This is a genomic window from Bradyrhizobium sp. CCBAU 45384, assembly GCF_028128665.1.
GTDB lineage: Bacteria > Pseudomonadota > Alphaproteobacteria > Rhizobiales > Xanthobacteraceae > Bradyrhizobium > Bradyrhizobium manausense.
This window is the reverse complement of the sequence record NZ_LBIZ01000119.1, coordinates 235,364-249,082: the sequence shown is the minus strand read 5'-3', so window position 1 is coordinate 249,082 and position 13,719 is coordinate 235,364. Positions and strand designations below refer to the sequence as shown.

The window sequence follows — 13,719 nt, the reverse complement described above, 5'->3', positions numbered from 1 at the left end:
TCGCGGCGTACAAAACCCCTGAACGATAACGATAGAGGGACGACATGAGTATGGAAAGGGGCTCGTTTGCCGCGAGGCATGATTTCGATGCCTTGCCGCTCAGCCCCGAGGTGGATGTCCGCTGCGCGCATTTTTCCGAAATCGGCGCGCTTTCGGATATGGCGCACCGGCTGGTGCCGGGCGTGCAGATCGGGGCGGTGGAGCTTGCAAGATATTTCACCTTCGATCCGCAGAGCATCCTGACCTTCACCCGGAACGGCACTCTGCTCGGCGGTATGGCCTTTCTGTTCCTTAGCGATCGCGGGCATGACGCATTGCTGCTCGACGATATCTGCCTGACCGCGCCCGACACGCGGCATCTGGCCGCGGCGAATGAGGAGGTCTCTGCGATCTACATCTGGGCGATCGCCGCGACCGGCCGCGGCATCGCCGGTCTTGGCAAGGCTGCGGCTCATCTTCGCCAGATAAGGTTTCGCGGCGCGGACTGCTATGCGCAGCCGTCAACCGTGGCCGGACGCGAAATCATGAAGGCGACGGGCTTCGAACCGATCTCGAGCTTTCAGCCGGACCTCTGGTGTTACGAGCGACCGTGGCATCGGCAGCCGATGCGCATGCCTGGCGCGATCATCCAAGCAAGGAGTTTTTCAGATGCACGGCACTAGGATTCCTCTCGCCAAGCCTGACTCCCGTGCCATCACCATCCGCCTCGCGCGCGATCCGAGCGACCTCATGCTGGTCACGGCCATTCGCTCAGCGGTCTATCTTGCCGAGCAGGATTGCCCGTTCGAGGAGGAGTTCGACGGCAATGACATGGTTGCCGCGCATTTCATCGGCTATATCGGCAACGAGCCGGCGGGCTGTTTGCGGGTGCGCTTCTTCGGCGACTTCGCCAAGGTGGAACGGCTTGCGGTGCGTCACCAGTATCGGCGCTCGCGCCTCTCGTTCAAGCTGGTGCAGGCCAGCATCGACTTCGTGAAGCGCAAGGGGTTCCGTAAGATCTACGGCCAGGCGCAGGACCGGCTGGTGGACTTCTGGGCTCATTTCGGCGCCAAGCCACTCGGCCATAACAGGAAGATCACCTTCTCGGACTTCTCCTACACGGAGATGCTGCTTGAGATCGAGCCAGGACCGGACGCAATCACGCTGGACAGCGATCCCTACGTGATCATCCGTCCCGAGGGCGACTGGGATCGTCCGGGCGTGCTGGACGCCTCGGCGGGGCGGGCGGTGACCTCGCCGCTGCGCGACCTCGCGCTCGCTGACCGCTGAAACTGGTGCAGCTCTGCGCAAGACAATGCCGGTCTCCCACGACGATCCGCTGGTCCTGGTCTGTGCGGACCTCCAGGCGGAATATCTGATCCCGGGGCGTCGCCACGTCATTCTCGATGGCGACACCGCAATCATGCACTGCCTTCAATTGCTGGCGCTGTGGCGGAGCAACCTATGGCCGGTGATGCATCTGAAACGGGTTGCGGAGGCGGCCTGGTTCGATCCGTCATCCAGGCTGACCGATTGGATTGCGGAGGCCAAGCCCCGGCCGGGCGAGATGACGTTCGAGCACGCGTTGCCATCGGCTTACAGCTCGTCGCGTTTCGCCGACCACATGTCCAGCTTACGTCACGTGCGCTGCGTGATGACGGGCTTTTCCCTCGACGAGACCATCCTGGCCACCGTGGTCGAAGGGTTTCATCGGAGCCACCGCTATCGGGTGCTCGACGATGCCGTGGCTTGCTGGCAGCCGGTCACAGGCGAGGCGGCCGTCTACAAGCAGTCGGTGGTGAGTGTCATCGGCAATTTTGCTACTGTCCAGTCCAGCGCCGAATTGATCAGAACCAGCGGCGCCGTCGCGTCTAACGCGCGATGAGATTAGTTAGGACGAATCGTGATAGCGCTTTAGGTTATTGTTTGAGCATGATCTCCGCGCAAACGCGTTCCGCTGATGTCGCGAGGGAAAACCGCTTCGCACTTTTCCGGATCATGGTTTAGGCGGACGCGATCGGCGGATGGACAGGCGGGACATTGTCACGGGGAAACGATCTCAAGGAGCTGGCGAGCGATCTGTCGCGTGCCCTCGAGGCGGCGCGCCGGATCGGTCTGCCCACGACCGTCTATTTGTTATCGATGGCCCTGGTCGAGGTGAGGGAAGCCATCGATGCTGCCGGCGATGACGACGACGGTGCGGCCTGACGTTGGCGTGCCAGCGGCCGAAGCGATCTCGTCAGGATCGACCGACAGCGCGCATCAGGATCCCTGATGCCTCGGCGCCGTCGTTATTGCCCGCGTAAGCAACAAACTGATCAGGCCGCACCAGGATCAGCTGCGCTTCGTATGTTTCGCGGCCGTCTGCGGCGGTATCCCTGATCACCTTCAGCGGGATGCCAAGCCCTGCGGCGGCTCGCTCGAATGCCGCTCCGGTGGTGCTTTCAGTCAGATCGATCAATGTGAAGCCGCTGCCGAGTTCCTCGAAGACGTTCTTGCCCGACGACAGAGATTGCGGCGCCAGGTGATGGCCGGCGCGCGCGGCATGGGTGTGCGAGCCGATCGCGCTGCTGACGCCGCCGGGTGGGCCGAATACGATCGGCGATCCCTCGTAGTTCGGCTCGAAGGCGTTGACCTCCGCGCGCGCGCCGGAATGTCGTGCGCGCCAGGCAGCCTCGAAATCCGCCCGATCCCGCGCCGGATCATGCTGCCGCAAAAAATCCCGGTCGCGGAAGATCGATGCCTCGATGAAGTCGCGTGCGGTGGACGCGAAGACCGGGCGGCGCTCGGCGTCGTAGCTGTCGAGCAGACCGGCAGGGGCCCAGCCTTGCACGGTTGCAGCGAACTTCCACGCCAGATTGACCGCATCCTCGAAGCCGCTGTTGATGCCATAGCCGCCATAGGGCGGATGGCTGTGCGCGGCGTCTCCGGCGACGAAGACTCGGCCTGCGCGGTAGCTGTCGGCGAGCGTGAAACGCAAATCCCAGAATCCGATGTGCTCGAATTCGACGTCGAATTCCGCGCCTGCCGCCTCGTGAAGCAGGCGCCGGAAATCGAAATTGTCGCGGGTGGTACCAGTGGGGACGGGGGCGTGGAAGAACCAGGTGGTGCCAAGATCGACCCGGCCGAAGAATTTCCAGTAACCTTCGAGGTCCGGATGCAGCACGTTGTAGAATGACTTGCCCGGATATCTGCCGAGCAAGCGGTGCAATTCGGTGGAACGAAACACCAGGAGGACCATCAGGCGATCGTGGTCGGCGCGGGTCTGGGTGATACCCGCCTGCTCGCGCACGATTGACCGGCTGCCGTCGCAGCCGACGACGTAATCGGCACGCAAGCTCTGCTTCGTCCCCTCGCGGTTGACGATTTCGATGACGACGCCATCGGCTTCAGACCGCACCTCCTGACAGGTCCATCCATAGCGCAGGTCGATGGCGGGAAGCTGCGCTGCCCGTTGCCGCAGCACGGTTTCGGTTGCGTATTGCGGCAGGCGCTCATTGTCGGTGAAGTAAAACGGCCGAACCAGTTCGCGCTGGAGCCAGTTGTAGTTGTATCCGCTGAGCAGCGTGCCGTGGCTGGTCATTCCGCCGATGCCATAATCGGGTGGAATGGTGCGAGCCGCCCGCAGCGCCGCCTCCGCGCCCCAGAAATGGAAATGCTCCATCGTCCGCTGCGTGAGGTTCTGCCCCTTCGGGATCGGCTGCGGCTGCTCATAGCGCTCGACCACGATGGTCTTGATGCCGCGCTGGCCAAGTCCTATCGCCAAGCCCATCCCGACCGGTCCGCCGCCGACGATCACGACGGGCGCCTCGTTGTTCGCCTGAGCCTGTGTCACGTCGCTTCCCCGTACTGTCGTCGCGCCCGGCGCGACTGTTTGTTCAGATGCGGCGTGAACGACATTTCGTCAAGTTAAATCTCAAATAATGAGATTACGTAGCATCGTCTTCAGCCGCGGCTGAGATCTGCCGGGCGGCTTCACGGACCTCCGAACTGATGCGGTCGATCAATTCGCCATTGGCATGCTGTCCGCCGATCGTGATGCAGAGACTCGCGATCGGGTAGCTTGCATCGAGAATCGGCGCGGCAATCCCGACAGCGCCGGCCGTCACTTCGCCGAAGGCAACCGCAACGCCCGCGCGACGCACGCGCTTCAGCGCAGCCAGGATGTCGTCGGGCGTGTCGCCGAAGCCGACGCTGCGCAGATCATCGGCGTAGCGCGTGACCAGCGGCATGAGGCGTTGCTTGGGCAGGAAGGCCATGATCGATCGCGCGATCGCGCCACGTCCCATCGCCATCGGTCTGCCGCGCGGATAGCTGCTCGCCGGCGCAGCGGCGGATGCGATCGAGGCTACACACAGCATTTTGTCGCCATACCAGCGCACGATGAGCGCTGTGCCGGGATACGTCGCCGAAAGGCGCTCCAGGTGTGGCGTGGCGGTTGCGATCAGCGGATCGGAGCGGCGGCTGAGATAATCCATCTCGACCACGCGCGGGCCGAGCGCGAACCGCCCGTTGCGCGTCGGCATCACGAAGCCGCTGTCTTTCAGGCTCTTCAGGTAGCGATACAGCGTCGGCCTGGTGTAGCCGAGCTCCGTCATGAGTTCCTCGGGCGACCATTGCGGACGTGTCTCGGTGAAGAGATCGAGCAGGGCAAGGACCCGATCCTGACTGTTTGCCTTGACCAATTTCGGTGCGATCCAGCTTCGCGTTTGGCCGTGTTATCGGCGTTTGGGGAGGCCGCAAAACGGCGAAATCATCGCCGCTTGCGCTAACAATAATCTCACTATAAGAGATTAATGAAAGAAAAATAGTGCAGGGATGACCGGGAGGGCGCCCACATGGCCGTCACAGCAACGGGCGAGGTCGTATCCGATGCGGTCGACGTTCCCGCCTTTGTCGACCGGCAGCCGGTCGGTGCCTTTCAGCTGCGGGTGCTGCTGGTGTGTGCCGCGGTGCTGTTCATCGACGGCTTTGACACGCAGGCGATCGGCTATGTCGCCCCTGCGGTGGCGCAGGAATGGAAGCTTGCGCGCGCCAGCCTCGGGCCGGTGTTCAGCGCCGGGCTTCTCGGTCTCATGATCGGCGCGCTGATTTTCGGTCCGATGGCCGACAGGATCGGCCGTCGCCGCATCATCCTCGCGAGCACGCTGGTGTTCGGCATTGGCACCTTGCTCACCGTGTTCGCGCCGGATGCAAATTGGCTGATCGCTCTACGTCTGCTGACCGGGCTCGGGCTGGGCGGTGCGATGCCGAACGCCGTCGCGCTCACCTCCGAATTCAGCCCCCATCGCCGTCGCGCCACCCTTGTGATGATCATGTTTGCGGGCTTTTCGATTGGTGCGGCCCTGGGCGGGCTGCTCGCCGCCGCGCTGATTCCCGCCTTCGGCTGGCGCTCGGTGTTTCTGGTCGGCGGCCTCGTGCCGCTGCTGCTGCTGCCGTTCCTCTTCAAGGCGCTGCCGGAATCGATCCGGTTCCTGGCGATGGTCGGCGGCCGCGACCACGAGGTGGGCAATATCCTGAAAAGGATCGCCCCGAATACGTCCTTCGCCGGCGAGGTGAAATTCGTGGTGCAGGAGCCGAAACTGGCGGGCCTGCCTGTCGCACATCTGTTTGCGGAGGGTCGCGGCCGGGTAACTCTGCTGCTCTGGATCGTGTTCTTCATGAGTCTGCTCGACCTCTATCTGCTGTCGAACTGGCTTCCCACCGTGCTGAACGATCTCGGCGTCTCGGTGTCGGCCGCCGCCGCGATCGGCGCCATGTTGCAGGTTGGCGGCGTCGTCGGCACCTTCACGCTCGGCCATTTCATCGACCGCTTCTCGTTCCGCGCGCTTTCGTTGACCTATTTCGTCGCCGCAGGTGCGGTCACAGCGATCGGGCTGGTCAGCCATTCGATCGTCCTGGTCACGATTGCGATCTTTGCATCCGGATTCTGCATCGTCGGAGGGCAGATCGCCTCGAACGCCTTGACGGCGACCTTCTATCCGACGGCGATCAGATCGACAGGCGTCGGATGGGCGCTCGGCATCGGCCGCATCGGCTCGATCGTGGGGCCGCTGGTCGGCGGGGCAATGCTGGCCCGCGAAATGGGGGCGCAGCCGCTGTTTGCCGCGGCGGCGGTCCCGGCGCTGGTGGCCGCGGGGGCGGCCTTTATGTTGGCCCGACGGAATTAGCCGCGGCGGGCCGGCCATATGCGGCAACGCCAGCGCTGCTTTCCTGCAACGCTCATGTGCGCCTGCTGTCAACGAAATGGCGTTGCAAGTTGCGGCGCAGCGCAATAGCCAAGGTATTGACGTTTTGTTTGGACAAGCCTCGTCTTCGGATGGAGGCTGCGTCACGATGTCCGATGACGCACCAGTTAGGGAATCCCCGCGATGACGATGCTGCCCAATTCGCAAGAAGCCCGCGATGTGGCCTACCAGCTCCACGCGTATACCAACGCGCGCGCCCATCAGCAGGCGGGTCCGCTGGTGATCGAGCGCGGCGAGGGGCCCTACGTGTTCGACGCGTCGGGCAAGCGCTATTTCGAGGCGATGGCAGGCCTGTGGAGCGTCGGGCTCGGCTTTAACGAGAAGCGGCTGGTGGAAGCCGCGCACAAGCAGATGCAGGCGCTGCCATTTTATCACACCTTCTCGGCCAAATCGCACGGGCCCTCGATCGACCTCGCCGAGAAGCTGGTCGCGCTCGCGCCTGTGCCGATGAGCAAGGTGTTCTTCACCAATTCAGGCTCGGAGGCAAACGACACTGTCCTCAAGCTGATCGCCTATCGCTCGAACTCTCTCGGCCAGCCGCAGAAAAAGAAGATCATCAGCCGGATGCGCGCCTATCACGGCGTCACCATCGCGTCGGCGAGCCTTACCGGCCTGCCCAACAACCACCGCTCGTTCGACCTGCCGCTGCCAAATATCCTGCACACGGGCTCGCCGCATTTCTACAAGGACGGCGCGCCCGGCGAAAGCGAGGAGGCGTTCGCGACGCGCCGGGCCGAGGAGCTCGACGCGCTGATCCAAAAGGAAGGTCCTGACACGATCGCCGCCTTCTTCGGCGAGCCGGTGATGGGCGCAGGCGGCGTTATCGTGCCGCCGGCGACCTATTGGGACAAGATCCAAGCCGTCCTGAAGAAATACGACATCCTGCTGATCGCCGACGAGGTGATCTGCGGCTTCGGCCGCACCGGCAGGATGTTCGGCTGCGAGACCTACGGCATCAAGCCCGATGTCATCGTGGTCTCCAAGCAGATCACCTCCAGTTATTTCCCGCTGTCGGCGATCATCATGAACGACCGCATGTTCGAGCCGATCGCCGACGAGAGCAACAAGATCGGCGTGCTCGGCCACGGCTTCACCGCGGGCGGCCATCCGGTCGGCTCGGCGGTTGCGCTCGAAAATCTCAAGATCATCGAGGAGCGTGGTCTGGTCGCACATGCCGCCGAGCTTGGCGGTTACATGCAGGGCAAGCTTCGCGAGCTCACCAGCCATCCGCTGGTTGGCGAGGTCCGCGGCGTCGGCATGATCGCGGCGCTCGAGCTCGTGCTCGACAAGGGCCGCAAGACGGCAGCGGCGACGCCGGGGGCCGTCGGCGGCATCGCGAGCCGCATGCTGCAGGAACGCGGCGTGATCGCGCGCAACATGCTCGACGCCATCGCCATCTGCCCGCCGCTGATCACCACCAAGGCCCAGATCGATGAGCTCGTGGCGGCGATTACTGGTGTGCTTGATGACATGAAGGGCGAAGTGGCGAAGTTGACGCCGGCGTAACTGCGCAGCTTATCTTATCGCCGTCACCCCCGCGCAATGGCGAAGCCATTGTCGCTGGAGGTGGGCGCTTCTTCAGCGGCCCTCGAAGGGCCACGGCCCGGCTGTGGCAGCGCGGCGCTCATCCTTCGAGGCTCCGCGTACGGTGCTCTGCACCGCACGCCTCGCGCCTCACGAGCTAACACTTGGTCCGCGTGGCAGAACGCTACGCCCGCTGAACCCCGATCACGCGGCCCTTTTCGATCGCGAGCGCGAGCTCGCCGCGCTTGAGCTTCAGCGCGGCCTCGCCGAACAGCTCGCGGCGCCAGCCGCGCAGGGCCGGTACGTCGGCGTTGTCATCGGCTGCGATCTCCTCAAGATCGTCGACGGTGGCGATCACCTTGCTCGCCACCGCATGGCGCTCGGCGGTCATGCGCAGCAGCACCTTCAACAGCTCGACGGTGGCCGCGCCATTGGAATTGTTGCGCGGCTTCTCCAGCTTCGGCAGCGTCGAGAAATCCCGCGCCAGCCCGCGCTCGACGGCGGCGACGATGTCAGCGCCCCATTTGGATTTCTCAAATCCCTTCGGCACCGAGCGGAGATGCGCGAGCTTCTCCAGCGTGTTCGGCGCATGGGTGGCGATGTCGGTGATGGCCTCGTCGCGCAGCACGCGGCCGCGCGGCACGTCACGGCTCTGCGCCTCCTGCTCGCGCCAGGCGGCGACTTCCATCAGCACGGCAAGATCCTTCGGCTTGCGGACCCGCGTCTTCAGCCGTTCCCAGGCGCGCTCGGGGTGGAAGTCGTAGGTCTTGGGCGAGGTCAGGATCTCCATCTCGATGGAGACCCATTCGCTGCGGCGGCGCTTCTTCAGATCGGCGTCGAGCGCGGCGAACACGTCGCGCAAATGCGTGACGTCGGAGACCGCGTAGTGCATCTGCTCCTTGGTCAGCGGCCGGCGCGACCAGTCGGTGAAGCGGTGGGTCTTGTCCGGGCGGTGGCCGGTGACCTTCTCGACCAGGGCGTCATAGGCGATGCTGTCGCCATAGCCGAGCACCATGGCCGCCACCTGGGTGTCGAACACCGGGTGCGGGATGATATTGGCCTGGTGCCAGATGATCTCGATGTCCTGGCGCGCGGCGTGAAACACCTTCAGCACAGCCTCGTTGCCCATCAGCTCGAAGAACGGCTTGAGGTCGAGGCCCTCGGCCAGGGTGTCGATGACGATCGCTTCCTCGGGGCTGGCCATCTGCACCACGCACAACAGCGGGTAATAGGTGGTCTCGCGCAGGAACTCGGTATCGACAGTAATGACGGGGTGCTTGGCCAGCCGGCTGCAGGCAGCCGCAAGGTCAGCGGTGGTGGTAATCAAATCCATGAACGGCCCATGACACTTGGTATCAGCCGTTCTGCCGAAAGCGCTGTGATGTCAAGGGGCTCTAAGCGAATTCGAGCCTTGCATTGGGGCCAGAATCGTTCCTTTCCGACGAAATTCCTATTCGTAGCGGACCCGCTGCGAGGATTTGCGGGCACAGGGCAATGCCACGACCAGCACGCACATGGCGACCAGAGCCAGTCCCAGGAACTCGAAAACCAACAAATCCACGGCAAAACCCCTCAGGAAACATTGCTAGACTTGTCTGGGGTGCGTTGAGGGTCTGTTAATTGCAATGGTTACCGGCGGCGGGCTGGGCCGGATGGTGGACGGGGGGTTAACGGGGGGACTTACCCCAGACGTATTCGGCGCCCCGAGGGACGGAGCGCCGTTATTCGTTTGCCGGGAAAACGAATCTCACGGCAGCTTCAGCGACGTCTCCGCGTTGTACGGCTTCAGCGTCTCGTCGGCGGCCTTCTGCGCGGCGGCGAGGGCTTCCTTCGGCTGCTTCTTGCCGTTCAGGACCAGCATGACCTCGTCCTCGAGATTCTTGCGGACCGGTACGGTCTTGTAGGTCGCGAACCAGGGCTTGGCGACGTCGAGCTGCTCGACCGCGGTCTTGGCGTCCGGGTTCTTGCCCAGGAAGTCGACCATGTCAGGCGTCTTGTAGGCGGCCATGTTGGGCGCGAAATAGACGGTGGCGCGGCTCCACCAGGCGCTCTTCTCGGGCGAGGTCATCCACTTGATCAGCGTCCAGGCGGCCTTCTGCTTGTCGGCTTCCACGCCAGCCGGAATGATCAGCGAGGCGCCGCCGATCGGCACGGCGTTGCGGACGTTGCGCGGAATGAAGGCGACCTTGTAGTTGAACTTGGCATTCTCGCGCACATAGGTCAGCGAGCCCGTCGACAGCATCATCATCGCGGCGTTGCCTGCAATGAAGGAGGTGCTGACGGCCGGACCAGGCGTGGCGCCGGGCGGGTGGACCTTGTGCTTGCTCACGAGGTCGTTCCACCAGCTCAATGCACCCAGCATCGAGGGCGTATCGTAATAGACCTCGCCGCCGAACTCCTCGTTGTAGTAGCGCCCGCCATTGCTCATGGTGAGCGTTTCCATCATCCAGCCGCAATAATCATAGGCGCAGGGGATCGTGATGCCCCATTGCGTGACCTTGTCGCCCTCGCGCTTGGTCAGCTTCTTGGCCCAGTCGGTCAGCTCGACCCAGGTTTGCGGCGGCTTGCTCGGATCGAGGCCGGCTTCCTTGGCCTTGTCGGCGTTGATGTAGAGCAGCGGTGTCGAATTGTGGAAGGGCACGCCATAGACGGAGCGGTTGATCACGGCATTGCCCTGCAGTGCCGGGAAGAACTGGCCCAAGAATTTCTCTTTGGTGCTGCCGTCTGCGGCGATCAGGGAATCGAGATTGGTGAGCTCGTTCTCGATCTGCATGTCGAGCAGGAAGTTCGCCGACATGATCACGGCGGCCGGCGGCTTGCCGGCCTTGATCGAGGCGCGCGTCTTGATCAGCGTGTCGTCATAGGAGCCGGTGTAGACGGCGGTTGCCTTGATGTCGGGATGGGTCTCGTTGAAATCCTTGATCAGCGTGCCCATGTCGCGGGCGAGCTTGCCGTCGACGGGCACGGGGAAGAACAGGTCGATCTCGGTCGGACCTTCGCCGGCGAGAGCCGGGAAGGCGAGGGCGCTTGCCAAAGTGCCTGCCATTGCGAGGCCGAGCGTGAGCCGGCGGGAAAGCAGCATCGGAAAATCTCCTATTTGATGCCTGAGGTGACGAAAGAGCTGATGAAGCGCTTCTGGAAGATCAGGAAGGTGATGAGCAGCGGTGCGATCACCATCAGCGTGCCGGCGGCAATCGTGCCCCAGGCCTGCGTGCCTTCCGCGGTCGCGGTGAAGACCGACAGGCCAACCGTGAGCGGCCGTTTGTCCGGCGAGTTGATCACCATCAGCGGCCACAGGAAGTCGTTCCAGTGGCTGGTCACCGAGATGATGGCAAAGGCCGAGAAGCTCGGGATCGACAGCGGCACATAGATATGGCGGATGCGCTGGAATAGGCTGGCGCCGTCGATCAGCGCGGCGTCTTCCAGCTCGGTCGGGATCGCTTCGAACGCCTGCCGCATCAGGAAGGTGCCGAAGGCGGAGGCGAAGAACGGCATCATCACGCCGGCGAGCGTGTCGTAGAGGCCGAACTGCGCGATGATGCGCAGGTTCGGCACGATCAGCAGCACCGGCACCAGCATCAGCTGCATCAGGAACAGATAGAAGATCAGCGTCTTGCCGGCGAAGTCGAGCCGCGCGAACGCAAAACCTGCCAGTGTGATCGTGACGAACTGCACCAGCAGGATGCCGGTGCAGATGATGGTGGTGTTGAGGAAATAGCGCGGGAAGTCGCCGATCTCCCAGGCATCCCTGATATTGTCGAGCGTCGGCTTCAGGCTCGGGATCAGCTCGGCCATCAGATTGATGCCATCGGAGGACGGGCGCAGCGTCGCCACGCCCATCCACAGGAACGGGATCAGCCAGGCGAACGCGAGCAGGACCGTCAACAGGAAGCCGAGTTTGGGCGTGATCTCGTTGCGGGTGGCGAGCGGGGCGTCCTTGTAGAGACGATCGATCAGCTTCATGGCCCGCCCTCGCGGTTGGCCATGGTGCGGAACGACAGAGCAGTGAGCGCCATCAGGGCGGCGAGGGTCAGCAGCGTTGCCGCCGACGCCATGCCGATGTCGTAGTGCTCGACGGCTTGTTGGTAGATGTAGAACAGCACGAGATTGGTCGCGTTCGACGGGCCGCCCTTGGTCATGACAAAGACATGGTCGACCTGCGTCACCGCATTGAGCGTGGCGATGACGGTGACGAACAGGAAGGTGGGCTTGAGCTCCGGCAGGATGATGTAGCGCAGCCGCATGAAGGGACCTGCACCATCGAGATGTGCCGCTTCCATGACATCCTCAGGCACGGCCTGGAGGCCGGCCAGGAAGAACAGCATGTAATAGCCGGCGTTCTTCCAGATCGTGATGATCATGATCGCGTAGAGCGCGATATCGGGGTCGCCGAGCCAGTTCGGCAGCACCGGCAGCAGCCGGCCGATGTAGTAATCGAGCAGGCCGACATTGGGGAGGAAGATGAACAGGAACAGCGCGGATGCCGCGACCATCGGGATCAGCACCGGCAGGAACAGCGCGGCGCGCAGCGCGCTGGTCACCACATTGGTCCGCGCCAGCGCCAGGGCGAACAAGAGCGCTAGGCCGATGCTGGGGATCGCTGTGCCGACGGCGTAGATCACATTGTTGACGACAGCGCCGGTGAAGGCGGGGTCCGCCAGCACCGCAGCGATATTGTCCAGGCCGACGAAGCGAAGCGGCGCCTTTGGCGTGGCGCGCTGATAGAGCGCATCGATGACCACGCGGCCCATTGCGCCATAGGTGAACAGCGCAAGGAAGATCAGCGAGGGCAGCAGCAGCAGATAGGCCGGCAGCGAAGCTTTGAGGCGGGCAATGAACCGCGTCACGATATGCAGCCGCGTCGGCACTGATGCCACGACCGGAAGAGCCGCGGGTTCTGCGAGGCTCATGTCATCGCGCCGGGAAATTGAGCGCATAGTCGCGGCCGTCCACGCCCGCAGGTGGGTCGAAGGGGAAGCGCAGACTGGTGTCGAGGAAGTCGTGGCTGTGCACGACGAGATTGTCGGCGTCGATCAGCACCACGCCATAGGCCGGCGGCTCGTGGCTGGCGAGATGGTCGGCGGCGTTGGCATCAAGCTCGAACCAGACCTGGTGGTTGGTGCCGCGCAGCGTCGAGAACGGGATCTTGCCATAGCTGCCGAAGATCGGCCGGTGCACATGGCCGAAGAAGAGATGGCGGATACGCGCGCGATAGGGCGCGATCACCTCGGCAAACTCGGCGCTCTGCTTCAGCGCGATCTCGTCCATCGCATGGACGCCGACCGGGAAGGGCGGGTGATGCATGAACACGACGAACTGTTGGTCGGCGGGTGCGGCGGAAAGCGTCTTCGCCAGCCACTCGAAGCGCCTGGCGCACATCTCGCCGGCATGGCTGGTCTCGTCCAGCGTGTCGAGGAAGACGAAAAGGCCATGCTCGGTGGTGCGGGCACCCTGCACGAAGCCGTTGGGGTCGCGCGGCGCGGCCTTCAGCCCGTCGAGGCAGGCGACGCGCTTGTCGTGATTGCCGACCATCGCAATGTAAGGAATCTTCAGCGCCGACATCGCCTCGGCGAAATTGGCGTAGGATTCAGGCTCGCCCCAATGGGTGAGGTCGCCGGTCACCACCGCGAAGGCGGCATCGGCCTGGTGCTTGTTGATGTCGGCGACAGCCGCATCCAGCCTCGCGCGGGGGTCGAGGCCATAGAGCTTCAAGCCGGGGTTTGCGAGATGGGTGTCGGTGATGTGGATGAATTTGAAGGGCATGGCGCGCTTTGTCGGGGCTACTAGAGGATGGGCGCCTCCGGCAGGACCGCCCTGGCAGGGCGTTAGTGCGCGTGTGTTTCAGTTTGATGACAGTGGTTTCCGCGTCCACAGGCGCCGACCTCGTAGGGTGGATTAGCGAAGCGTAATCCACCTCTTTGCTTTCCGTTTGGCTGCGAGAAGTGGTGGATTACGCCTTCGGCTAATC

Annotated in this window: 13 protein-coding genes; 6 read left to right on the top strand and 7 right to left on the bottom strand. The window is 63.5% G+C overall.

What is annotated here, in order from left to right; translation table 11 throughout:
- Nucleotides 1-44: 44 nt before the first annotated feature.
- From XH80_RS37725 to XH80_RS37710, 4 genes are all read left to right on the top strand, one after another.
- Nucleotides 45-662, top strand: coding sequence for a hypothetical protein (locus XH80_RS37725; RefSeq protein WP_271602998.1), 618 nt, complete (start codon nt 45-47; stop codon nt 660-662).
- Nucleotides 649-1,269 carry a GNAT family N-acetyltransferase gene (locus XH80_RS37720; protein ID WP_057757859.1) on the top strand — a complete coding sequence of 207 codons (621 nt, stop codon included), beginning with the start codon at nt 649-651 and terminating at the stop codon, nt 1,267-1,269. Before XH80_RS37725 ends, XH80_RS37720 begins: the two co-directional genes overlap by 14 nt.
- A 25-nt stretch (nt 1,270-1,294) precedes the next feature.
- Nucleotides 1,295-1,864: an isochorismatase family protein gene (locus XH80_RS37715; RefSeq protein WP_271602997.1), complete on the top strand. Its 570-nt coding sequence runs from the start codon at nt 1,295-1,297 to the stop codon at nt 1,862-1,864.
- A 155-nt stretch (nt 1,865-2,019) separates the two neighbouring features.
- On the top strand, nt 2,020-2,187 hold the full coding sequence (locus tag XH80_RS37710) for a hypothetical protein (protein WP_271602996.1): 168 nt from the start codon (nt 2,020-2,022) through the stop codon (nt 2,185-2,187).
- Between the two features lie 31 nt (nt 2,188-2,218).
- Here the strand turns inward: XH80_RS37710 and XH80_RS37705 are convergent, their stop codons facing one another.
- Nucleotides 2,219-3,814 carry an FAD-dependent monooxygenase gene (locus tag XH80_RS37705; protein WP_271602995.1) on the bottom strand — a complete coding sequence of 532 codons (1,596 nt, stop codon included), beginning with the start codon at nt 3,812-3,814 and terminating at the stop codon, nt 2,219-2,221.
- Between the two features lie 94 nt (nt 3,815-3,908).
- The gene (locus XH80_RS37700) at nt 3,909-4,664 is read right to left on the bottom strand and encodes an IclR family transcriptional regulator (RefSeq protein ID WP_271602994.1); all 756 of its coding nucleotides are present in this window, start codon (nt 4,662-4,664) and stop codon (nt 3,909-3,911) included.
- Nucleotides 4,665-4,817: 153 nt separating this feature from the next.
- On the opposite strand from XH80_RS37700, the gene XH80_RS37695 reads away from it, so the two are divergent.
- Nucleotides 4,818-6,149 carry an MFS transporter gene (locus tag XH80_RS37695; RefSeq protein WP_271602993.1) on the top strand — a complete coding sequence of 444 codons (1,332 nt, stop codon included), beginning with the start codon at nt 4,818-4,820 and terminating at the stop codon, nt 6,147-6,149.
- Nucleotides 6,150-6,350: 201 nt separating this feature from the next.
- Nucleotides 6,351-7,733, top strand: coding sequence for an aspartate aminotransferase family protein (locus tag XH80_RS37690; RefSeq protein WP_271602992.1), 1,383 nt, complete (start codon nt 6,351-6,353; stop codon nt 7,731-7,733).
- Nucleotides 7,734-7,935: 202 nt separating this feature from the next.
- Here the strand turns inward: XH80_RS37690 and rnd are convergent, their stop codons facing one another.
- The 5 genes from rnd to XH80_RS37665 all read right to left on the bottom strand — a co-directional run bounded on the left by rnd (nt 7,936) and on the right by XH80_RS37665 (nt 13,514).
- Nucleotides 7,936-9,084: a ribonuclease D gene (rnd, locus tag XH80_RS37685; RefSeq protein WP_271602991.1), complete on the bottom strand. Its 1,149-nt coding sequence runs from the start codon at nt 9,082-9,084 to the stop codon at nt 7,936-7,938.
- Nucleotides 9,085-9,498: 414 nt separating this feature from the next.
- The gene (locus XH80_RS37680; RefSeq protein WP_271602990.1) at nt 9,499-10,833 is read right to left on the bottom strand and encodes an ABC transporter substrate-binding protein; all 1,335 of its coding nucleotides are present in this window, start codon (nt 10,831-10,833) and stop codon (nt 9,499-9,501) included.
- Between the two features lie 11 nt (nt 10,834-10,844).
- Entirely contained in the window at nt 10,845-11,714 is an 870-nt protein-coding gene (locus XH80_RS37675) for a carbohydrate ABC transporter permease (protein WP_057757823.1), read from the bottom strand.
- Nucleotides 11,711-12,661 carry a carbohydrate ABC transporter permease gene (locus XH80_RS37670; RefSeq protein ID WP_271602989.1) on the bottom strand — a complete coding sequence of 317 codons (951 nt, stop codon included), beginning with the start codon at nt 12,659-12,661 and terminating at the stop codon, nt 11,711-11,713. The genes XH80_RS37675 and XH80_RS37670 overlap by 4 nt, the downstream gene beginning before the upstream one ends.
- A 1-nt stretch (nt 12,662) precedes the next feature.
- Nucleotides 12,663-13,514, bottom strand: coding sequence for a phosphodiesterase (locus XH80_RS37665; protein ID WP_271602988.1), 852 nt, complete (start codon nt 13,512-13,514; stop codon nt 12,663-12,665).
- Nucleotides 13,515-13,719: the final 205 nt, after the last annotated feature.